The sequence below is a fragment of the Pseudomonas sp. S2_F07 genome, from assembly GCF_054668325.1.
The window spans coordinates 3,287,786-3,308,545 of sequence record NZ_CP162758.1 but is presented as its reverse complement, the minus strand read 5'-3'; the positions used below and the strand labels follow the sequence as shown (position 1 = coordinate 3,308,545).

Here is a 20,760-nt window from a genome sequence, read left to right as displayed (position 1 = left end):
GCCGAGGGATGTTGAACGCTCCCCCAAGCGCTTTGGATGCTGCCTGAACTCGCTACCGACTTTCGAACACCTTCCAGAGGCCTGTGTAACAGAAAAAGCGCACACAGGTCTCTGGCTGACGACAACCGGTCTGACCGGCAGCGGGTTATTGTGATTTTCTGACCCGCAGGTACCACTCGGAGAGCAGTCGTACCTGTTTGTCGGTGTAGCCCCGCTCGACCATCCGTGTGACGAAGTCGTTGTGTTTCTGCTGGTCCTCTTTGCTGGCCTTGGCATTGAAGCTGATGACTGGCAGCAGGTCCTCGGTGTTGGAGAACATTTTCTTCTCGATGACCACCCGCAGTTTTTCGTAGCTGAGCCAGGTCGGGTTCTTGCCGTTGTTGTTGGCCCGGGCGCGCAGTACGAAGTTGACGATTTCGTTGCGGAAATCCTTCGGATTGCTGATGCCGGCCGGTTTTTCGATTTTCTCCAGTTCTTCGTTCAACGCTACGCGGTTGAGGATCTCGCCGGTTTCCGGGTCGCGATACTCCTGGTCCTGGATCCAGAAGTCGGCGTACAGCACATAACGATCGAAGATGTTCTGACCGTACTCGCTGTAAGACTCGAGGTAGGCGGTCTGGATCTCCTTGCCGATGAACTCGATGTAGCGCGGTGCCAGGTACTCCTTGAGGAAGCGCAGATAGCGTTCGCGGGTCTCGGCCTGGAACTGTTCCTGCTCGATCTGTTGTTCAAGCACGTAGAGCAGGTGTACCGGGTTGGCGGCGATTTCGTGCGGATCGAAGTTGAACACCTTAGACAGGATCTTGAATGCGAAGCGGGTCGAAAGACCGTTCATGCCTTCGTCGACGCCCGCATTGTCGCGGTATTCCTGGATCGATTTGGCTTTCGGATCGGTATCCTTGAGGTTCTCGCCGTCGTACACGCGCATCTTCGAGTAGATGTTGGAGTTTTCCGGCTCCTTGAGGCGCGAGAGCACGGTGAACTGGGCCAGCATCTTCAGGGTATCCGGCGCGCAATGCGCCTTGGCCAGCGAACTGTTGAACAGCAGCTTGTCGTAGATCTTGACTTCGTCACTGACCCGCAGGCAGTACGGCACTTTGACGATGTAGATCCGGTCGATGAAGGCTTCGTTGTTCTTGTTATTGCGGAAGGTATGCCACTCCGATTCGTTGGAGTGGGCCAACAGGATCCCGGTGAACGGAATCGCGCCGAGGCCTTCGGTACTGTTGTAGTTGCCCTCCTGGGTGGCGGTCAGCAGTGGGTGCAGCACCTTGATGGGTGCCTTGAACATTTCGACGAATTCCATCAGGCCCTGGTTGGCCCGGCACAGGGCGCCCGAGTAGCTGTAGGCGTCGGCGTCATTCTGCGGGAACTCCTCCAGTTTGCGGATATCGACCTTGCCCACTAGCGCCGAGATGTCCTGGTTGTTTTCGTCGCCAGGTTCGGTCTTGGCCACGGCGATCTGGTTGAGGATCGACGGGTAGAGTTTCACCACGCGGAACTGGCTGATGTCGCCGCCGAATTCGGCCAGGCGCTTGGTCGCCCATGGCGACATGATGGTGTTGAGGTAGCGCCGTGGAATGCCGAAGTCTTCTTCCAGGATCGCTCCATCTTCAGTGGAGTTGAACAGACCCAGGGGCGACTCGAAAACCGGCGAGCCCTTGATGGCATAGAAGGGCACTTTTTCCATCAGTTGCTTGAGCTTCTCGGCCAGGGACGATTTACCGCCACCGACTGGGCCGAGCAGGTAAAGGATCTGTTTCTTCTCTTCCAGGCCCTGCGCGGCATGGCGGAAATACGACACGATCTGGTCGATGCATTCTTCCATCCCGTGGAAGTCTTCAAAGGCCGGATAGCGACGGATGACCTTGTTGGAGAAGATGCGCGACAGTCTCGAGTTGGTCGAGGTGTCGAGCAGTTCCGGTTCACCGATGGCCAGCAGTAGACGCTCGGCGGCGGAAACGTAGGCGCTACGGTCTTTTTTGCACAGTTCCAGATACTCTTGCAGAGAGAGTTCTTCCTGGCGTGTGGACTCGAAGCGTTGTTGGAAGTGGCTAAAGATACTCATGACGTCACCTCGCTCGATACGTGGAGCCGACGCCGGATCACTCAGTCGATGCTGGCAGCAACCGAACAGGCGATTGCTGTTTACCCCCCAGAACTCTCCCGGAGCTGACTACTCCGAAAGCTACTCCCGATGACCCGTGCGCCGGTGTACCGGCTCTCCCCTGTTTTGGATGGCCTGGGCTTAAGGATAGTTGGGAATTCGGGAGGTAAAGGCGAGATACGTAATTAGTTGTGGCAGACCGTTCGTCTGCCACCGCGCCAGCCCGCGGGAGCCGGGGCCTGCAACGTTACAAAAAAATTATTCAGTGGTGCCTTGCGCCGTTTCCGCAGGATACGTCGTACGCCACAACTCAAATCCGCCATCCATGCTGTAGACGTCGGAGAAGCCCTGGCTGATCAGGTAGGCGGCTGCGCCCTGGCTGGAATTGCCGTGATAGCAGACCACCACGGTCGGTGCATCGAGGTCGGCACCCTGGATGAAAGCGTGCAGGGAATGGTTATCCAGGTGCTTGGAGCCTGCGATGTGCAGGGCGGCAAAAGTGGCCGGGTCGCGGACGTCGACCACCACTGCGCCTTGTTCGCGCAGGGCCTGGGCCTGTTCCGGGGGGATACGTTTGAATTCGCTCATGGCGGGCTCCTGTGGCTCGGCTGAATGGGCAGTCTAGCGCGGGGCGCTGGCTGGCGATGTTTGGGGAATGGATGAGGCGACTGGCGGCACGGCATGACCGTGTTCGTCGCATTTGCAGGACAGGCGCTCAAAGCTGTCGACGTTCATCAGGGTCAGGGCGCCGCCCCAGACACAGCCTGTATCGAGTGCCGAAATACCCGGCTCTTCGACGTTGCCTTCCAGCGCTGCCCAGTGACCGAAGATGATCTTCAGGTCCTTGGTCTTGCGTTCCTTGTGCTGGAACCAGGGCTTGTAGCCAGGCGGTGCGGTATCGAGGCCTTCCTTGCTCTTGAGGTCGAGTTTGCCTTCGGCGGTGCAAAAGCGCATGCGCGTGAAATAGTTGGTGATCACCCGCAGGCGCGTCACGCCTTTGAGGTCGTTGTCCCATTTCGCCGGATCGTTGCCGTACATGCCATCGAGGTAGGGCGGCAACAGGTTGTCGTCGCGCAAGGCGGTCTCGACCTCGGCGGCACACTTCAAGGCTTTGCGCAGCGACCACTGCGGTGGAATGCCGGCATGGACCAGTGCAAGGTTGCGCTGTTCGTCGTAGTGCATGAGCTTTTGCTGGCGCAGCCATTCCAGCAGTTCGGCGCTATCGGGCGCTTCAATGATCTCGCGCAGTGTATCGGCCTTTTTCAGTCGCTCGATATTGCGTCCGGCCGCCAGCAGGTGCAGGTCATGGTTGCCGAGCACGCACACCAGCGATTCGCGAATGCTGTAGAGGAAGCGCAAGGTTTCCAGCGACTGCGGGCCGCGGTTGACCAGGTCGCCCACCAGCCACAGGCGATCCCGTTGTGGGTCGAACGCCACTTGTTTGAGCAGGCATTGCAGGGCTTGAAGACAGCCTTGCAGGTCACCGACAGCGTACGTTGCCATCAGTGCAAGGCTCCGGGCACCGCCAGGCGGAAGGGCGCGATGATGGCATCGAAGTGTTTGCCGTCGTCGGACAACATCTGATAGGTGCCTTGCATGGTGCCGACCTTGGTGGTCATGACCGTGCCGCTGCTGTAGGTGTGGCTCTTGCCGGGGTCGATCAGCGGTTGCTGGCCGACGACGCCTGCGCCGCGCACTTCTTCGACATGCCCGTCACCATCGGTGATGACCCAGTGCCGTGAAAGCAGTTTGGCGGGCATTTCACCATTGTTTTGCACGGTGATGGTGTAGGCGAAGGCAAAGCGGTCGTGCTCGGGTTGCGATTGTTCTGCCAGATAGCGAGTGACGACGCTGACGTCGACCTGATAGCGAGGATCGGACATGCAAGGGGCCTTAAAAACGAAGCGGGACGCGGGGCGTAGCTGTTGGGGTTCAGTCTAGGCCAAGTATCGGGTAGTAGACCAGAGTGGCGTCCTACCCGATAGCGCTCATCGCTTGTCAGTCTGCGGCAGGCTTTTGTTCGCTGAGCTTGTCAGCCAGGCGCACGAACGCGGCCAGGTCGAGTTGCTCGGGACGCAGGCTGCCATCGACACCGGCGGCTTCGATTTCAGCATTGCTCAGCAACAGCTTGAGGGTGTTGCGCAGGGTTTTGCGGCGCTGGTTGAACGCTTCGCGCACGACGCGTTCCAGCAGGCGGTGATCCTTGGCCGGGTGTGGCAGTACCGCGTGGGGCACCAGGCGCACGATGGCCGAGTCGACTTTCGGTGGCGGGTTGAACGCGCCAGGGCCGACGTTGAACAGGTGCTCGACCCTGCAGTGGTACTGAACCATGATCGACAAGCGACCCCAGTCACCACCACCAGGGCCGGCAGCCAGGCGCTCGACCACTTCCTTTTGCAGCATGAAGTGCATGTCGCGAATCAGGTGCGAGTTGTGCAGCAGGTGAAAAATCAGCGGGGTGGAGATGTTGTACGGCAGGTTGCCGACCACTCGCAGGCTGCCAGGCGCGGCATTCAGGCTGTTGAAGTCGAACTTCAGCGCATCGCCCTGATGCAGGTTGAAGTTGCTCTTGCCGGCAAACTGCTGGTTGAGGATCGGGATCAGGTCCTTGTCCAGTTCCACCACATCAAGTTGCGCGCCGCTGCTGAGCAGGCCTTGGGTCAGTGCACCCTGGCCCGGGCCGATTTCCAGCAGGCGGTCTTCTGCCTTGGCATGAATGGAGCGCAGGATACGGTCGATAACGCCGGCATCGTGCAGGAAGTTCTGGCCAAAGCGTTTGCGCGCCTTGTGTTGGTAGTGCTCGGTCATAAACGGGTCTCGGCCATCTGGTAGGCGGTTTCCAGGGCGACTTGCAGGCTGCCGGTGTCGATCCTGCCGCTGCCGGCCAGGTCCAGGGCTGTGCCGTGGTCAACCGAGGTGCGGATGATCGGCAAGCCGAGGGTCACGTTGACTGCCGCGCCGAAGCCTTTGTACTTCAGCACCGGCAGGCCCTGGTCGTGGTACATCGCCAGCACCGCATCGCAGTGCTCCAGATATTTGGGGGTAAACAGAGTGTCGGCGGGCAGGGGGCCACGAAGGTCCATGCCCTCGCCGCGCAGGCGCTCTAATGTGGGTTCGATGATATCGATTTCTTCATGGCCCAGGTGTCCGCCTTCGCCGGCATGGGGGTTGAGCCCGCAGACTAGGATGCGTGGCCGGGCGATGCCGAACTTGCTTTTCAGGTCGGCGTGCAGGATTCGCGTGACGCGTTCCAGACGCTCTGGCGTGATTGCATCGGCAATCTCGCGAAGGGGCAGGTGAGTGGTCACCAGGGCCACGCGCAAGCCGCGTGTAGCCAGCATCATCACCACTTGCGCGGTGTGGGTCAGGTCGGCGAGGAATTCCGTGTGCCCGGAAAAGGCGATGCCGGATTCGTTGATGACGCCTTTGTGCACCGGCGCGGTAATCATGCCGGCGAAATGTCCGTCCAGGCAGCCCTGGCCGGCGCGGGTCAGGGTTTCCAGTACGAAGGCAGCGTTGGCCTTGTCCAGTTGCCCGGCGACGACCTTGGCATTGAGCGGTGTATCCCAGACATACAGGCTGTTGGCTGGCGCGGGTGCATCCGGCCAGTTGTCCGGTGTGACCGGTAGCAAATCGACAGCCACACCCAGCTGCGCGGCCCGCTCAATGAGCAGGTCGCGGCTGGTAATGGCAATCAGGGGATGAGGCTGGGCTTGCGAGGCGAGCAGCAGGCACAGGTCGGGACCTATGCCGGCTGGTTCGCCGGGTGTCAGCGCGAAACGTTGGGGTTTCACTGCGCTGCCTGGTCGGCGCCAGGGAGTTTGATTTCCACGTACGCTTCGTCACGGATCTGACGCAGCCAGGTTTGCAGCTCTTCATCGTATTTGCGGTTACGCAAAACGGTCATTGCTTGCTGCTCGCGGGCCTGTGAGGTGCTGTCGGTGGCGCGACGGCCAAGGACTTCCAGGACGTGCCAGCCGTACTGAGTCTGGAACGGCCTGGACAGCTGACCTTGCGGGGTCTTGGCCATCACTTCGCGGAATTCCGGCACCAGTGCGTTCGGGTCGATCCAGTTCAGGTCGCCGCCGTTAAGGGCTGAACCCGGGTCTTCCGAGTAGCTTTTCGCCAGCTCGCCGAAGTCTTCGCCAGACTCGATACGGCTGTAGAGCGACTCAACCAGGGCCTTGGTTTTTGCTTCGTCGCGGATCGGGCTCGGTTTGACCAGGATGTGGCGCACATGCACTTCGTCGCGCATCTGGGTCTGGCCGCCACGCTTTTCGAGGACCTTCAGGATGATGAAGCCGCCCGGGGTGCGCATTGGCTGGGTGACATCACCCACCGGCATGGTGCTCAGCAGGCGATCGAACGGCGGAGGCAATTGAGCGGCTTTACGCCAGCCCATGTCACCACCCTCCAGTGCGGTTTCGCTGGCGGACTTGGCGATTGCCAACTGACCGAAGTCAGCGCCTTGCTTGAGCTGCTGGTAAATCGCATCGGCCTGCTTGGCTGCACTCTGAATCGCATCGGAGTTGGCGCTTTCCGGCGTAGGAATCAGGATGTTGGCCAGGTGGAACTCTTCAGACAGCTGCATTTTGCCCAGGTCGGACGCCAGGAAATTCTTCACTTCCTGCTCGGAGATCTGGATGCGTTCGGCGACCCGACGCTGGCGTACACGGCTGATGACCATTTCGCGGCGAATCTGCTCGCGTGCGTCGTCGTAGGACAGACCGTCGCGAGTCAGGGCGGTGCGGAACTGCTCGACCGACATGTTGTTGCGCTGGGCAATGGTGCCGACAGCCTGGTTCAACTCTTCGTCGGTAATGCGGATGCCGGAGCGCTCGCCGATCTGCAATTGCAGGTTTTCGACGATCAGGCGCTCAAGTACCTGCTGTTCCAGCACGCTGGCCGGCGGCACGGCAGAACCGCGCTTGGCAATGGTTTTTTGAACTTCATGAACCCGTTGGTCCAGTTGGCTCTGCATGACCACGTCGTTGTCGACGATGGCCACCACTTTATCGATGGACTGCACGGCGGCGCTGGCCGCCGTACTCAGGAACAGCGCGCCCAGCATCAGCGGGCGCAGACAATCAGAAAGCTTGGTCTTCACGTTCACGATAACCTTGAATGCCTTTGTCGAGGAAGCTCTCGGCCTTGGAGCCGGTAAGGCCGCCGAGTCCCTTCAGAACAATTTGGAGGAAGACGCCATGGTCGCCTTTTTCGTTTTGCGGTGCTTCCTGGCTGAACTCGTCGTAATCAACGAAGTAACGGTTGATCAGGCGCAGTTTCCAGCAGCAGTTGTCGTACTCGAAACCACCGAATGCATCCAGGGTACGGTTGCGGTTGTAGTCATACTGCCAACGGCTGATAACGCTCCATTGCGGCACGATTGGCCAGATCACCGAGAAGTCGTGCTGTTCGATCTTGTAGTAATCCTTCACGTAGCCAGGCTGGCCAGGGGTGCCGTAGTCACCGCCGCCCACAGTCCATTTACCGGTGTTCTGGTCGTAACGGACCTGGTCATTGCGATAGCGGTAGCCGAAGTTGACGATCTTGTTCGGATTGTCTTCAGGCTGGTAGTGGAACATCGCGCTGCCCGAGCGAGGGCTGCGGCTGTCCGGGTCCCAGTTGTAGTCGGCGGTGGTACGCCAGTCGCGGTTCCAGCGATATTCGTATTCCAGTGCGTACGGCGAAACGCTGGCTTGGGCATCGGCACGGGTTTTTGCATCGATACCCGGCAACTGAACTTCGCGGTCCTTGAAGTACAAGGCCTGGCCGACACTGATGCGCTGACGCTCGAAACCGTCGTCTTCGATCCAGCGGCTGGTCACGCCCAGGGACAGTTTGTTCTCGTCGCCGACACGGTCGGAGCCGGAGAAGCGGTTGTCACGGAACAGCGACGCATAGTTGAAGGTGTATTCGCTGGTGTCGAATACCGGGATGTCTTCCTGGTCGACCTCAGGCACGTACAGGTAGAACAGGCGCGGCTCGAGGGTCTGGCGGTAGTTCTTGCCGAAATACTGGGTATTGCGATCGAAGTACAGGCCGCTGTCGATGCTGGCGATTGGTACGCCGCGGTTCTGGTTGCTGTCGAACGTTCCCAGGAGCTTGTCCTGTTCTGCGGTCTGATTCGCAATCTGACCTTTGCCAGTGCTGTCCAGGTCCAGTTGGTACTGTGTGTACTGGTACTTGAGCTTCGGTGTCAGGAAGCCGTACGTCGTATTCATCGGCAAGCTGATGGCGGGCGCCAGGTTCAGGCGGTCGCCATTGGCACGAGCCAGGCCTTGAACGTTGTTATCGAGGCGGGGAGAGCCGACACCGTCTTCGTCAAAGTATGTTCCGCTCTGCAGATCCCGGTCAAACCGCACGAGTTCGGTGTTGTACGTGAAGTCCAGGCCTTCCGGATGATAAGGCAGCATGCCGTCGAGGGTGAGCTGCGGCAGGCGGTCGTACGGCGTAATGTTCGACACGCTCGCCAGTTCGTAGGCCTGGGCGTTCACGCGAGCGGAATAGCTGTCGCCACGATAGGTGACGGAGCCTTGCTGGTTCACGTAGTCGTTGCTTTTGATGCCAATCTGGTCGGTCTGCAGATCCTGGAAGTAATACGGATCGCTGATCTTGGTGTAGTCGACTTGCGTGAGCACTCGCGAGTCGAGACCGCCCTTGTGCTGCCAGTTGTACATGTAGCGGGTTTTTTCGGCGTCGCTCTGCTTGTCGCGTTCGTTGCTTTCGTCGTTGAGGTACGCCGCACCGAACTGGCCTTCGCTGGACTTGGTCAGGTAGCGGAATTCGCCTTCCATCAACAAGCCGTGCTTTTCCATGTAGCGCGGGTACAACGTGGCATCGTAGTTCGGCGCCAGGTTGAAGTAATACGGGGTGACCAGCATGAAGCCGGTATCGCTGCCGGTGCCGATGGTCGGCGGCAGGAAGCCGGACTGGCGACGGTCGTCGATCGGGAAATAGATGTACGGCGTGTACAGGATCGGAATGTCCTTGACCCGCAGCGTCACGTTGGTCGCGGTACCGAAGCCGGTGGCCGGGTTCAGGGTGATGTTGTTGCCCTTGAGCTGCCAGGCGTTGCTGTTCGGTTCGCACGTGGTGTACGTACCATCCTTGAGGCGGATGATCGCGTTCTCGGCACGTTTGGCGTACAGCGCATTACCGCGGATGCGGGATTTGTGCATCACGTATTCGGCGTTGTCGACCTTGGCTTCGCCGGTGTCGAGCTGTACGTCGGCGTGGTCGCCGACGATCAGGGCGCCGTTGTCGCGAATGCGCACGTTGCCGTTCAGGTCGCCACGGCTCTCGGCCTGGTAAAGGTTGGCTTCGTCTGCTTCGACCTGCATGCTGCCCTGGCGCATGACAACGTCGCCGGCCAGGGTCGCGACTTGCTCATCCTGCTTATAGCGGGAGGCTTTTGCGCCGATAAAGGTTGGAGCGTCACTTTTATTGGTCTTGTCATCCATGCCAGGACGAATCGGTTCGATATAGGAACCAGAGCAATAAGGACCGGTTTCGGCCAATTGTGCGGCGGTGAGCTGCTCGCGGGGAACCCAGTCGAGGTGACTGTAGTCTGCGCTACGCGACTTCAGGCCACGGCCTTTGGATTCGGTGACCAGCACCGGCTTGGCGCCGGCGTCTTCGCTGGAACCGTTCTCGGCCGGAGCTTCGCCGGTGGCCGAAACTGCGCTGCCGTCATGGACGGGACGCGGTGGCAATGCAGCCGCCGGCGTCTTTGGCGCACAGTCCCAGGAACCCGAAGCAGAGACTGAGCAGTCATACTGTTCCGCGGCGACCACGTAGGAAGTGGCAAGGGGTTGCAGCGCCAGCAAACTGCCGGTAACCAACAACGGAAATTTTTTACGAAACGCGGGGGATTTCAATGCCATCTTATTAGTCCGGGCTTCCTGCGTGCCATCTGCCCGCGGTGTGGGCCGCACGCCTCTCGATGGTCTGAAAAAGATGCTGGATAATAAAGCATGACCCGCTTGACGGCTAGCGCCGTCGGAGACCCTTGCAATGCCTGATCAAGATGTACGCTTGCAACACCTGAAAGTTTGGCTCGATGAACAATTGGCGACCCTTTTTGCCGAGCAGGGCTGGGGCGTCGTACCCCCGGCCACGTTGACTGCGGCCAGCAGTGACGCGAGTTTCCGGCGGTATTTCCGTTGGCAAGGCGATGGCAAAAGTTTCATTGTGATGGACGCGCCGCCGCCCCAGGAAAACTGCAAACCCTTCGTGGATATCGCTTTTTTGCTGGCGAAATCCGGAATAAATGTGCCGAAAATTTATGCCGAAGACCTCGAGCGCGGTTTTCTTTTGCTCAATGACCTGGGCAACAAGACCTATCTGGACGTCATCGACAGCGAAAACGCCGACAATTTGTTCAAGGATGCCCTGCAGGCGTTGCTGGCTTTCCAGCAGTTGCCAATGGTTGCGCCTTTGCCGAGCTATGACGTGGCCTTGCTGCGTCGCGAGCTGGAACTGTTCCCCGAGTGGTACGTGAAGCGCGAACTGGGCATCGAATTTGACGCGGCACAACAAGTGCTCTGGCAGCAGGTCAGCGAACTGTTGATCGACAGCGCCCTGGCTCAACCGAAAGTCCTGGTGCATCGCGACTACATGCCGCGCAACCTGATGCTCAGCGAACCCAATCCCGGCGTGCTGGATTTCCAGGATGCGGTGTATGGCCCGGTGACCTACGACGTGACCTGCCTGTTCAAGGATGCATTCCTCAGCTGGCCCGAGGAGCGCGTGCACGGCTGGCTCGAAAGCTACTGGCAGCAGGCGGGCGCCCTCGGGATTGCGGTTCAGCCCGACTTCGAGGACTTCCTGCGTGCCAGCGACTTGATGGGCGTGCAACGTCACCTGAAAGTCATCGGCATTTTCGCGCGCATCTGTCATCGCGACGGTAAACCGCGTTATCTGGGGGACGTGCCACGTTTCTTTGCGTACATAGAAGCAGTGATCGCTCGTCGCCCTGAGCTGGCCGAACTGGATGTGCTGCTGGCCAGTCTGCGTGCCGGAGTGAAAGCATGAAGGCAATGATTCTGGCCGCGGGTAAAGGCGAGCGCATGCGCCCGCTGACCCTGACCACGCCAAAACCGCTGGTGCGTGCAGGCGGCGTGCCGCTGATCGAGTATCACCTGCGAGCGCTGGCAGCCGCCGGGTTCACCGACATCGTGATCAATCACGCCTGGCTCGGTCAGCAGATCGAAGACTATCTGGGCGATGGTTCGCGTTATGGCGTGAGCATTCAGTACTCGGCCGAAGGTGAGCCCCTGGAAACCGGCGGCGGGATTTTCCGCGCGTTGCCGTTGCTGGGGGATGAAGCGTTTGTCGTGGTCAATGGCGACATCTGGACCGATTACGATTTCAGCGTGCTGCATCAACCCATCAACGGCCTGGCGCACCTGGTGCTGGCCAGTAACCCGGCCCATCATCCGGCCGGGGACTTCAGCCTGGTCGAAACGCAGGTCCGCGACGGTCAGCCAGAGATTGGCACCCTGACCTACAGCGGTATCGCCGTGTTGCATCCGCAGTTGTTCGACGGTTGCACCGCCGAGGCCTTCAAGCTCGCGCCGCTGTTACGCAAAGCCATGGCTGACGGTCAGGTGACTGGCGAGCAGTTGAAGGGGGACTGGGTCGATGTCGGTACTCACGAGCGTCTGGCCGAAGTTGAAACATTAATAGAAGCGAGGCGCTGACATGTTGTGGCCAGGGACTCTGATCGGAGCCGGAGCAGGCTATGCCATAGCCAGTATTCCGGGGGCCATTCTCGGGGCGTTGTTGGGGCAGGCGCTGGACCGGCGCTTGCACCTGCAGAGCTGGGGGCACTTGCGGGAAAAACTGGGCGGTCGCCCAGTGCTGCGTAACGATGAATTGCTGTTTGTCCTGTTAGGGCGACTGGCCAAGTGTGACGGCCAGGTGATGGCCGGGCACATCGAACAGGCCCGGGCGGAAATGCGCTCGCTGGAGATGTCCGAGTCGGCCCAGCGTCGTGCGATTGCCGCGTTCAATCGCGGCAAGTCGGGCAACGACCGCCTGCGCGGTTATTTGCGTCGCCTGAGTGCCCAGCCCCATGCGGCGGAAGGTGTGTTGCGCGCCTGTTGGCGAATGGTCTGGGCCGATGGTCGTGCCGGCAGCAGTGAACGTCAATTGATCGGCCAATGGGGCAAGTGGTTGGGCTGGACATCCCATCAGGTGCAGGCGTTGGCCCACGATTATGAACCGCAGAAACGGCCCTTGGGCAAAAGTGTGCCCAGTTATCAGGACGCGCTGAGGCTTTTGGGGGTGTCGGCCACCACTGAGCCGGCGCAGATCAAACGTGCTTATCGGCGCCTGCTCAGTCGCCATCATCCGGACAAGATTGCCGGCACTGGCGCGACGGCCACGCAGGTGCGTGAGGCCACCGAACGAACGCGTGAACTGCATAACGCCTACACGCTGATTCGGGAGCGGCGGGATTTTCGCTAGCCAGTGATACCGCTATCGCGAGCAAGCTCGCTCCCACAGGTTTTGTGTCGTTCGCAATTTTCTGATCGGCAAAAAACCTGTGGGAGCGTGGCTTGCCCGCGATGATCGCGCCTCGGTCTGTCAGCCCGCCGGGTTCTGCGGATTCAACCAACCTCGCACCCGACGAAACAGCTGCTCCTGTTCGGCCTTGTTATCCAGCAACGCCTTGAGTGCGACCTGGCTGAATGCCGATGATTTCTGGCGTTTGCTGGCCTGCAGGCGCTCCAATGCTGCATCGCGATCCAGCGCTTTGTCCTTGTAGAAAATATCTGCGGTCGGCAGTTTCAGGGTCGGGGTCAGCTCGGCCAGCCCGGGCGTGGCCGCCACAGGTGTCCGGGCGGCAACCATCAGCAGTTTTTCGACCTGCGATGGCTGCTTTTCGCTCAGGTAGCGCGCGGCCCAATAGGCGCCCGAACCATGCCCCAACACCACGATGCTGCGGGCGCTTTGCTGTTCGGCGAAGGCGATCGCGGCATCGATTCGGGCAAAGATCCGCTCGGCATCTGCCTTGGACTGTTCCTCGGTGGTTTCGGCGAAGGGCTTGTCGGCCACATCGGCCTCGCCACCGGCGACCTGTTCGATAGGGGCCGCGGTGGTCGAGTCTTTACTGCCGGTTTCGGCGGGTTTGGGTGTCGGCGCTGCTTCGACGATTCGTGGCGCAATGGCATCGCTTTGCAGGTCCGGCAAGGTGATACTCAGGCTGCTCCACTCGGCATCCGGCAATTTGCGCCGCAAAGGGCCTACTGCTTGCGGCCAGTCAACGGTTTCGCCGGCGCCGGGGATGATAATCACCGCGCCTTTGGGTTCGGCGGTATTGGCCGGTTTCCACAAGGCCAGAAACGTGTCGGTGCCTGCTTGCAGTTGTTGCTGTTCCTGAGCCGGGATCTTTCGCTCAAGTGCAGTCGCTTCTTCCTGACTACGCTCAGGCAGCGGCTGACGTTCGAGTGGTTTTTCTTCGGCGGTTTTTTCCTCCGCGGCGGGCGTCGGGTCGGCCGCCTTGACGGAAAAAGCGCAAGGCAGGATCAGCGACAGGCACAATGCTGGCAGTGCCAGGCGGTAGACAGGGGGCATCGGATATTCCAGGCCAGAAGATGTTCCGGCAGCCTAATGGGTTGGTCTGTATTTGTCAGGGTGTGAGAGTTCAATGATGCGTTTTCGCTGCCTGTGGGTTATCGGCTGTTTGTGGTTTCCCTTGATGGGCTGGGCGGCCGCCGCGCCTCCGGCGCCCGTTGCCCAACTGTCCCCGAAACAGCAGCACTGGCTGGCGCAGCAGGGCGAGTTGCGGGTCGGCGTGGTGTTGCAGGCGCCCTATGCGCAATACGACCGCCGCTTGCAGCGCTTGTCCGGGGTGAACATCGAGTTGATGAAGTGGTTGGCTAAAAACCTCAATGTCGAACTGAGCTGGCGCAATTTTCCCGACCTTGAACAATTGGAAGCCGCGGCCCGCGAGGGCGAAATCGACATCGCTCCGGGCCTGACCCAGACCCCTGGCGGGCTGCGTCTCTGGCAGTTTTCCGACCCCTACATGCGGGTGCCGCAATTGGTGGTCAGCGACCAGAAAAGCGCTGGCGCGGTCGAGTTGGAAAAACTCGACAGCCAGACCCGCGTCGCCGTGCGCATGCCCAGTGCCATCGCCGATTACCTGCGTGGCAACTACCCGCACCTGAATCTGCAAGGCGTACCGATGGAGCGCCAGGCATTGCAATTACTGGTTGGCCAGCAGGCAACTTATGCGGTGATCGATGAGGCGCAACTGGGACGCTTGTCGGTCGAGACGGAGTTCGCCGGGTTGGTGGTGGTGGGGGATGTCGGCCTGCCGCAACTGCTGCGGGTGGCCACGCGGCGCGACAAGCCGGAACTGGCGGGCATCGTCGAAAGTGCATTGCGGGCGATCCCGGCCAAGGATCTGGAGCAACTGCACAATCAATGGCTGCAACCCAAGTATCCGCGGCTCACCGAGTCTCCGGGGTTTTGGCAAAACCTCTGCCTTCTGCTGGCCGTGCTGGCGTCCAGTTGCATGGCCATTGTGGTCTGGCAGCGTCGCCAGCAGCACCTCCTGGAGCAGCGTCTGCTGGCCGCGCAGGAAGACATTGCCTTGCGCGCCGCCAGCGAAGAGGCCCTGCGGCTCACCCAGTTTTCCATCGATCAGAGCACCGTCGGTATCCTCTGGGTCAACTGGGACAGCCATGTGCGCTACGCCAACCGCGCGGCGGAAAGCATGCTGGGCTATCCGGCCGGCGGGATCATCGATCGGCCCCTGATCGATTTCGAGCCTGGCCTGCACATGGACCGTTGGCTGAACCTGTGGAAGCGCGCGCGGGCCAGTGAAGACGGCCCGCAAAGCTTTGAATCCAATTGCGTGCGGGCCGATGGCAGCATCCTGCCGGCCGATGTCTCGTTGAGTTTTCTGCGCTTTCGCGATGGCGAATACCTGGTGGTTTACCTCAACGATGTCACCGAGAGGCGTCGCGCCCTGGCGGCCTTGCAGGAAAGCGAGGCGCGCCTGCAAGGCATCGCCGCCAACGTTCCGGGGCTGGTTTTCCGCCTGGAGCGGGCGCCGGTGACCGGTCAGATCGACTTTGCCTACATCAGTGAAGGCAGCGAAAGCCTGGTGGGTTACTCGCCGGCCACGCTGGCGCATCGCGATAAAGGCCTGCGCAGCCTGGTGCATCCGGATGACAAGGCCAGCTATCACCAGACCCAGGATCATGCGCTGGATACCGACAGCGACTGGTCGTGGCAGGGGCGAATCCTCACGCGTCAGGGCGAGCAGCGCTGGGCGGAAATCAAGGCCATCACCCGCCGGCTGGATGACGGTGCCTATGTCTGGGACGGAATCGTCTGGGACATCAGCGAAAGCAAGCGCATCGAGCTTGAGCTGGCCAGCTCCCGGGAGCAGTTGCGTGAGTTGTCCGCACACCTGGAAAGCGTGCGCGAAGAAGAAAAGGCGCGCATTGCCCGGGAAGTTCACGACGAGTTGGGTCAGATGCTCACCGTGTTGAAGCTGGAAACGTCCATGTGCGAACTGGCTTACGCGCAGCTTGATCCGGGTCTGAACGAGCGCTTGAACAGCATGAAGCGCTTGATCGCTCAGTTGTTTCAGCTGGTTCGTGATGTGGCCACGGCATTGCGACCGCCGATTCTCGACGCGGGCATCGCCTCGGCCATTGAGTGGCAGGCCCGTCGATTCGAGGCGCGCACGCAGATCCCGTGTCTGGTGCAGGTGCCGGACAACTTGCCGGTGCTCAGCGATGCGAAGGCAATCGGTTTGTTCCGGATCCTTCAGGAAGCGCTGACCAATGTCATGCGGCACGCCCAGGCGCATACTGTTGAATTGACACTGGCGCTGGAAGGCGACGAGTTGTGTCTGACGGTCAGCGATGATGGCGTAGGATTTGTCGCCGCAGCTGGCAGGCCGACATCCTTTGGGGTGGTCGGCATGCGCGAGCGGGTGTTGATCATGGGCGGTGAGTTGTCGCTTGAGAGTGAGCCGGGTGAAGGCACGACTCTGAGTGTGCGAGTGCCGCTGGATGCAGCCTGATGTTTATCTATTGTTTGCTCTGACGTCATCGTCGGAACGCTCGCGATAGATCTTGACCCTGGAGAAGAACGTGATCCGTGTACTGGTAGCCGAAGACCACACCATTGTCCGCGAAGGCATCAAGCAGTTGATCGGCCTGGCCAAGGACTTGCTGGTAGTGGGGGAGGCGAGCAATGGTGAGCAGTTGCTCGACACCTTGCGTCATGTGCCCTGCGAAGTGGTGTTGCTGGATATCTCCATGCCGGGCGTCAACGGCCTGGAAGCGATTCCGCGGATTCGCGCCCTGAACAATCCACCCGCGATCCTGGTGCTGTCGATGCATGACGAAGCGCAAATGGCCGCCCGGGCGTTGAAGGTGGGCGCTGCGGGTTATGCGACCAAGGACAGCGACCCGGCGCTCTTGCTGACGGCCATTCGCAAAGTGGCGTCAGGCGGGCGTTATATCGACCCGGAACTGGCCGATCGCATGGTTTTCGAAGTCGGTCTTACCGACTCGCGTCCATTGCACTCGTTGCTCTCCGAGCGCGAATTCTCCGTGTTCGAACGCCTGGCCCAGGGCGCCAACGTCAATGACATCGCCCAGCAACTGGCGCTGAGCAGCAAGACCATCAGCACCCACAAGGCGCGGCTGATGCAGAAGCTCAACATCACCTCGCTGGCGGAACTGGTGAAGTACGCGATGGAACACAAGCTCCTCTAAAACACACCGAAATTCAGTGTGGTCCAGTGGTGGCATATCCATTTACGACAGCTCCAGATATCGCATGGGCTTATTCTTGTGGCTTATAGCTGACCCCTTGCCACTACATTTGCCCAAACGCGCCATCCTTGTAGGGCAATCCCTACCCCCAACCTTCCATCCGGCTGAGGCCAATCTCTCTTGCCCCCCGATTTGCGCGGTCCCCAGCGTCCACTAGGCTTAGTCCCACAGCAGTCATCAATAACAAAGGTGTGGGTATGAGCCAGGTCGATTCAAGCGCAGGGGCCAATGATGTTCTGGTCAGCTTTCGTGGAGTGCAGAAGAGCTACGACGGCGAGAACCTGATCGTCAAGGACCTCAACCTGGACATTCGCAAAGGCGAATTCCTCACATTGCTCGGGCCGTCCGGTTCCGGCAAGACCACCAGCCTGATGATGCTCGCCGGCTTCGAAACGCCGACCGCGGGCGAAATCCTGTTGGGCGGGCGCGCCATCAACAACGTGCCGCCGCACAAGCGCGACATCGGCATGGTGTTCCAGAACTACGCATTGTTCCCGCACATGACGGTGGCGGAGAACCTGGCGTTCCCGCTGACCGTACGCGGCATGAACAAGAGCGACGTCAGTGCCCGGGTCAAGCGCGTGCTGAGCATGGTCCAGCTCGATGCCTTCGCCCAGCGCTACCCGGCGCAGCTTTCCGGTGGTCAGCAACAGCGTGTGGCATTGGCCCGCGCGCTGGTGTTCGAGCCGCAACTGGTGCTGATGGACGAACCCCTCGGCGCACTCGATAAACAACTGCGTGAACACATGCAGATGGAGATCAAGCACCTGCACCAGCGCCTGGGCGTCACCGTGGTCTACGTGACCCACGATCAGGGCGAAGCCTTGACCATGTCCGACCGTGTGGCGGTGTTCCACCAGGGCGAAATCCAGCAGATCGCGCCGCCGCGCACCCTCTATGAAGAGCCGAAAAACACCTTCGTCGCCAACTTCATCGGCGAGAACAACCGCCTCAATGGCCGCCTGCACAGCCAGACCGGCGACCGTTGCATTGTCGAGCTCGGGCGGGGTGAGAAGGTAGAGGCCTTGGCGGTCAACGTCGGCCAGACCGGCGAGCCGGTGACCCTGTCCATTCGTCCGGAGCGAGTGAGCCTCAATGGCTCCAGCGACCAATGCGTCAACCGCTTCTCCGGGCGAGTCGAGGAATTCATCTATCTGGGCGACCACGTCCGGGTTCGCATGGAAGTCTGCGGCAAGACCGACTTCTTCGTGAAACAGCCGATTGCCGAGCTAGATCCCTCGCTCGCCGTCGGCGACGTGGTACCGCTTGGCTGGCAGGTCGAACACGTTCGCGCGCTCGATCCACTTCTAGAGGCGCATTGATCGCCCCGGCAACACCAACACCAACCCTGCACGTGGAGAGAACAATAAATGTTGAGATCCCTGAAATTCACCGCTTTGGCACTGGGCATGATGGGCGCGGCACACGCAATGGCGGCCGGCCCGGACCTGACCGTGGTGTCCTTTGGCGGCGCGAACAAGGCGGCTCAGGTCAAAGCCTTCTACGCACCGTGGGAAGCGGCAGGCAACGGCAAGATCGTGGCCGGCGAGTACAACGGCGAAATGGCCAAGGTCAAGGCCATGGTCGACACCAAGAGCGTGTCCTGGGATCTGGTAGAGGTTGAATCGCCGGAGCTGTCCCGTGGTTGCGACGAAGACATGTTCGAGCAGCTTGATCCGAAGTTGTTCGGCAAGACAGAAGACTACGTCAAGGGCGCCATCCAGCCTTGCGGCGTAGGTTTCTTCGTGTGGTCGACCGTGCTGGCGTACAACGCCGACAAGCTGAAAACCGCACCGACCAGTTGGGTGGATTTCTGGGACACCAAGCAGTTCCCGGGCAAGCGTGGCCTGCGTAAAGGCGCCAAGTACACCCTGGAATTCGCACTGATGGCCGACGGCGTTGCGCCCAAAGACGTCTACAAAGTGCTGGCCGGCAAGGACGGTCAGGACCGCGCGTTCAAGAAGCTCGATGAGCTCAAGCCAAACATCCAGTGGTGGGAAGCCGGCGCACAACCGCCGCAATACCTCGCTTCGGGTGACGTGGTGATGAGCTCGGCCTACAACGGCCGTATCGCTGCCGTGCAGAAAGAAAGCAACCTGAAAGTCGTGTGGAACGGCGGCATCTACGACTTCGACGCATGGGCCATTCCAAAAGGTCTGGATGCCAAGCGCGCTGAAGCGGCGAAGAAGTTCATCGCCTTCTCGGTAATGCCGCAGCAGCAGAAGACCTACTCGGAAAACATCGCCTACGGCCCGGCCAACACCCAGGCCGTACCGCTGCTGGCCAAGGATGTCCTGAAGGACATGCCGACCACCCCGGAAAACATCGCCAACCAGGTGCAGATCGACGTCAGTTTCTGGGCTGACAACGGCGAGCAACTGGAACAGCGCTTCAACGCCTGGGCTGCCAAGTAGGAGCTGCCGAAGGCTGCGATCTTTTGATCTTGCTCTTCAGCGGCCTTGAATACGCCAAAAGATCGCAGGCTGCGCCAGCTCCTACAGGGACTGGCGTGTTTCATGAGTGTTGATGTAATGCGGCATCACCGTGGGTGGTGCCGCCCATTCAAAGATTCCCGGAGTACGTCATGGCTATCGCCGTTCCCCTGAACGAGGGCACCAGCCCCACCTTGAAGCAGCGGCTCAAGCACGCCGAGCGGGTCAATCGCTGGAAGGCCCAGGCGTTGATCGCGCCACTGGTGCTGTTTCTGTTGCTGGTGTTCCTGGTGCCGATCGTGGCGCTGCTCTACAAAAGCGTTGGCAACCCGGAAGTGGTCGGCGGCATGCCCCGCACAGTGACCGCCATCGCCAGTTGGGACGGCCGCGGCCTGCCCGCTGAACCGGTTTACAAAGCAGCGGCCGAAGACCTCGCCGAGGCTCGCAAGAATCAGACCCTGGGTGATCTGTCCAAACGCCTGAACATGGAACTGGCCGGCTACCGCAGCCTGCTGACCAAAACCGCCCGCGCCTTGCCGCTCACAACCGAGCCGGCTTCTTATAAAGAAGCGCTGGAAGGTCTCGATGAGCGTTGGGGCGACCCGGCCTACTGGCAAGCGGTACGTCGCAACACCAGCAGCATCACCCCGTATTATCTGCTGGCGGCCGTCGATCACCGCATCGACGACCTCGGCGAAATCGCCCCGGCCACCCCGGATCAGGCGATCTACCTCGACATCTTCGCCCGTACCTTCTGGATGGGCCTGGTCATCACCGTGATCTGCCTGGTGCTGGCGTATCCACTGGCTTATCTGCTGGCGAACCTGCCGTCGCGTCAGAGCAACCTGCTGATGATCCTGGTGCTGCTGCCGTTCTGGACTTCGATCCTGGTACGGGTCGCGGCGTGGATCGTGTTGCTGCAATCGGGTGGCCTGATCAACAGCGGCCTGATGGCCATGGGCATTATCGATAAGCCGATCGAGCTGGTGTTCAACCGCGTCGGTGTCTACATCTCCATGGTGCACATCCTGCTGCCGTTCATGATCCTGCCGATCTACAGCGTGATGAAAGGGATCTCGCCGACCTACATGCGCGCCGCGATTTCCCTCGGCTGCCATCCGTTCGCCAGCTTCTGGCGGGTGTATTTCCCGCAGACCTATGCCGGTGTCGGCGCCGGTTGCCTGTTGGTGTTCATCCTCGCCATCGGCTACTACATCACCCCGGCATTGTTGGGCAGCCCGAACGACCAGATGGTCAGCTACTTCGTCGCCTTCTACACCAACACCAGCATCAACTGGGGCATGGCGACCGCACTCGGTGGGCTGCTGTTGCTCGCGACGGTCGTGCTTTATCTGATTTACAGCTGGCTGGTAGGCGCAAGCCGCCTGCGCCTGAGCTAAGGGGAGAA

Annotated in this window: 17 protein-coding genes; 8 read left to right on the top strand and 9 right to left on the bottom strand. The window is 60.4% G+C overall.

Features of this window, described 5'->3' with window-relative positions; all coding sequences use genetic code 11:
* Positions 1-145: 145 nt before the first annotated feature.
* The 8 genes from AB4O40_RS14985 to AB4O40_RS14950 form a co-directional block, all read right to left on the bottom strand.
* A complete protein-coding gene (locus AB4O40_RS14985; protein ID WP_007980217.1) occupies positions 146-2,068 on the bottom strand; it encodes a PrkA family serine protein kinase in 1,923 nt (640 codons plus the stop codon).
* Between the two features lie 297 nt (positions 2,069-2,365).
* Positions 2,366-2,695 carry a thiosulfate sulfurtransferase GlpE gene (glpE, locus tag AB4O40_RS14980; RefSeq protein WP_008051614.1) on the bottom strand — a complete coding sequence of 110 codons (330 nt, stop codon included), beginning with the start codon at positions 2,693-2,695 and terminating at the stop codon, positions 2,366-2,368.
* Between the two features lie 33 nt (positions 2,696-2,728).
* Positions 2,729-3,610 (bottom strand): symmetrical bis(5'-nucleosyl)-tetraphosphatase, encoded by an 882-nt coding sequence (locus tag AB4O40_RS14975; protein ID WP_414917941.1) that lies wholly within the window; start codon positions 3,608-3,610, stop codon positions 2,729-2,731.
* Positions 3,610-3,990: a Co2+/Mg2+ efflux protein ApaG gene (gene apaG, locus AB4O40_RS14970; protein ID WP_007980214.1), complete on the bottom strand. Its 381-nt coding sequence runs from the start codon at positions 3,988-3,990 to the stop codon at positions 3,610-3,612. Before apaG ends, AB4O40_RS14975 begins: the two co-directional genes overlap by 1 nt.
* 115 nt (positions 3,991-4,105) lie before the next feature.
* Positions 4,106-4,915: a 16S rRNA (adenine(1518)-N(6)/adenine(1519)-N(6))-dimethyltransferase RsmA gene (gene rsmA, locus AB4O40_RS14965; protein ID WP_046039480.1), complete on the bottom strand. Its 810-nt coding sequence runs from the start codon at positions 4,913-4,915 to the stop codon at positions 4,106-4,108.
* Positions 4,912-5,901: a 4-hydroxythreonine-4-phosphate dehydrogenase PdxA gene (gene pdxA, locus AB4O40_RS14960; protein WP_056726643.1), complete on the bottom strand. Its 990-nt coding sequence runs from the start codon at positions 5,899-5,901 to the stop codon at positions 4,912-4,914. The genes rsmA and pdxA overlap by 4 nt, the downstream gene beginning before the upstream one ends.
* The gene (gene surA / locus AB4O40_RS14955; RefSeq protein ID WP_156385820.1) at positions 5,898-7,214 is read right to left on the bottom strand and encodes a peptidylprolyl isomerase SurA; all 1,317 of its coding nucleotides are present in this window, start codon (positions 7,212-7,214) and stop codon (positions 5,898-5,900) included. Before surA ends, pdxA begins: the two co-directional genes overlap by 4 nt.
* Positions 7,195-9,993, bottom strand: coding sequence for an LPS-assembly protein LptD (locus AB4O40_RS14950; protein ID WP_056726645.1), 2,799 nt, complete (start codon positions 9,991-9,993; stop codon positions 7,195-7,197). Before AB4O40_RS14950 ends, surA begins: the two co-directional genes overlap by 20 nt.
* A 130-nt stretch (positions 9,994-10,123) precedes the next feature.
* On the opposite strand from AB4O40_RS14950, the gene AB4O40_RS14945 reads away from it, so the two are divergent.
* Genes AB4O40_RS14945 through AB4O40_RS14935 form a run of 3 tightly spaced genes read left to right on the top strand, consistent with a single transcriptional unit; the run spans position 10,124 to position 12,580 of the window.
* Positions 10,124-11,143: an aminoglycoside phosphotransferase family protein gene (locus AB4O40_RS14945; RefSeq protein ID WP_056726646.1), complete on the top strand. Its 1,020-nt coding sequence runs from the start codon at positions 10,124-10,126 to the stop codon at positions 11,141-11,143.
* Positions 11,140-11,811 carry an N-acetylmuramate alpha-1-phosphate uridylyltransferase MurU gene (gene murU / locus AB4O40_RS14940; RefSeq protein ID WP_056726647.1) on the top strand — a complete coding sequence of 224 codons (672 nt, stop codon included), beginning with the start codon at positions 11,140-11,142 and terminating at the stop codon, positions 11,809-11,811. Before AB4O40_RS14945 ends, murU begins: the two co-directional genes overlap by 4 nt.
* A 1-nt stretch (position 11,812) precedes the next feature.
* Positions 11,813-12,580 (top strand): TerB family tellurite resistance protein, encoded by a 768-nt coding sequence (locus AB4O40_RS14935; protein ID WP_056726648.1) that lies wholly within the window; start codon positions 11,813-11,815, stop codon positions 12,578-12,580.
* A gap of 120 nt (positions 12,581-12,700) precedes the next feature.
* Here the strand turns inward: AB4O40_RS14935 and AB4O40_RS14930 are convergent, their stop codons facing one another.
* Complete coding sequence (locus tag AB4O40_RS14930) at positions 12,701-13,690, bottom strand: alpha/beta hydrolase family protein (protein ID WP_460053955.1); 990 nt, start codon at positions 13,688-13,690, stop codon at positions 12,701-12,703.
* A gap of 73 nt (positions 13,691-13,763) precedes the next feature.
* Between AB4O40_RS14930 and AB4O40_RS14925 the strand changes: the two genes are divergently transcribed.
* The 5 genes from AB4O40_RS14925 (at position 13,764) to AB4O40_RS14905 (ending at position 20,752) form a co-directional block, all read left to right on the top strand.
* The gene (locus AB4O40_RS14925; protein WP_223541851.1) at positions 13,764-16,160 is read left to right on the top strand and encodes a PAS domain-containing sensor histidine kinase; all 2,397 of its coding nucleotides are present in this window, start codon (positions 13,764-13,766) and stop codon (positions 16,158-16,160) included.
* A 70-nt stretch (positions 16,161-16,230) separates the two neighbouring features.
* Positions 16,231-16,860 carry a response regulator gene (locus AB4O40_RS14920; protein ID WP_008051638.1) on the top strand — a complete coding sequence of 210 codons (630 nt, stop codon included), beginning with the start codon at positions 16,231-16,233 and terminating at the stop codon, positions 16,858-16,860.
* A gap of 257 nt (positions 16,861-17,117) precedes the next feature.
* Positions 17,118-18,242, top strand: coding sequence for an ABC transporter ATP-binding protein (locus tag AB4O40_RS14915; protein ID WP_056726651.1), 1,125 nt, complete (start codon positions 17,118-17,120; stop codon positions 18,240-18,242).
* A gap of 48 nt (positions 18,243-18,290) precedes the next feature.
* Positions 18,291-19,334, top strand: a complete 1,044-nt coding sequence (locus tag AB4O40_RS14910) for an ABC transporter substrate-binding protein (protein WP_056726652.1) — start codon at positions 18,291-18,293, stop codon at positions 19,332-19,334.
* Positions 19,335-19,504: 170 nt separating this feature from the next.
* The gene (locus tag AB4O40_RS14905) at positions 19,505-20,752 is read left to right on the top strand and encodes an ABC transporter permease (RefSeq protein WP_056726653.1); all 1,248 of its coding nucleotides are present in this window, start codon (positions 19,505-19,507) and stop codon (positions 20,750-20,752) included.
* Positions 20,753-20,760 lie beyond the last annotated feature (8 nt).

Bases quoted from the DNA above. Each gene is read 5' to 3' on its own strand.
- AB4O40_RS14985 (WP_007980217.1), bottom strand. From the start codon at position 2,068: ATGAGTATCTTTAGCCACTTCCAACAACGCTTCGAGTCCACACGCCAG.
- glpE (WP_008051614.1), bottom strand. From the start codon at position 2,695: ATGAGCGAATTCAAACGTATCCCCCCGGAACAGGCCCAGGCCCTGCGC.
- AB4O40_RS14975 (WP_414917941.1), bottom strand. From the start codon at position 3,610: ATGGCAACGTACGCTGTCGGTGACCTGCAAGGCTGTCTTCAAGCCCTG.
- apaG (WP_007980214.1), bottom strand. From the start codon at position 3,990: ATGTCCGATCCTCGCTATCAGGTCGACGTCAGCGTCGTCACTCGCTAT.
- rsmA (WP_046039480.1), bottom strand. From the start codon at position 4,915: ATGACCGAGCACTACCAACACAAGGCGCGCAAACGCTTTGGCCAGAAC.
- AB4O40_RS14950 (WP_056726645.1), bottom strand. From the start codon at position 9,993: ATGGCATTGAAATCCCCCGCGTTTCGTAAAAAATTTCCGTTGTTGGTT.
- AB4O40_RS14945 (WP_056726646.1), top strand. From the start codon at position 10,124: ATGCCTGATCAAGATGTACGCTTGCAACACCTGAAAGTTTGGCTCGAT.
- murU (WP_056726647.1), top strand. From the start codon at position 11,140: ATGAAGGCAATGATTCTGGCCGCGGGTAAAGGCGAGCGCATGCGCCCG.
- AB4O40_RS14935 (WP_056726648.1), top strand. From the start codon at position 11,813: ATGTTGTGGCCAGGGACTCTGATCGGAGCCGGAGCAGGCTATGCCATA.
- AB4O40_RS14930 (WP_460053955.1), bottom strand. From the start codon at position 13,690: ATGCCCCCTGTCTACCGCCTGGCACTGCCAGCATTGTGCCTGTCGCTG.
- AB4O40_RS14925 (WP_223541851.1), top strand. From the start codon at position 13,764: ATGATGCGTTTTCGCTGCCTGTGGGTTATCGGCTGTTTGTGGTTTCCC.
- AB4O40_RS14915 (WP_056726651.1), top strand. From the start codon at position 17,118: ATGAGCCAGGTCGATTCAAGCGCAGGGGCCAATGATGTTCTGGTCAGC.
- AB4O40_RS14910 (WP_056726652.1), top strand. From the start codon at position 18,291: ATGTTGAGATCCCTGAAATTCACCGCTTTGGCACTGGGCATGATGGGC.
- AB4O40_RS14905 (WP_056726653.1), top strand. From the start codon at position 19,505: ATGGCTATCGCCGTTCCCCTGAACGAGGGCACCAGCCCCACCTTGAAG.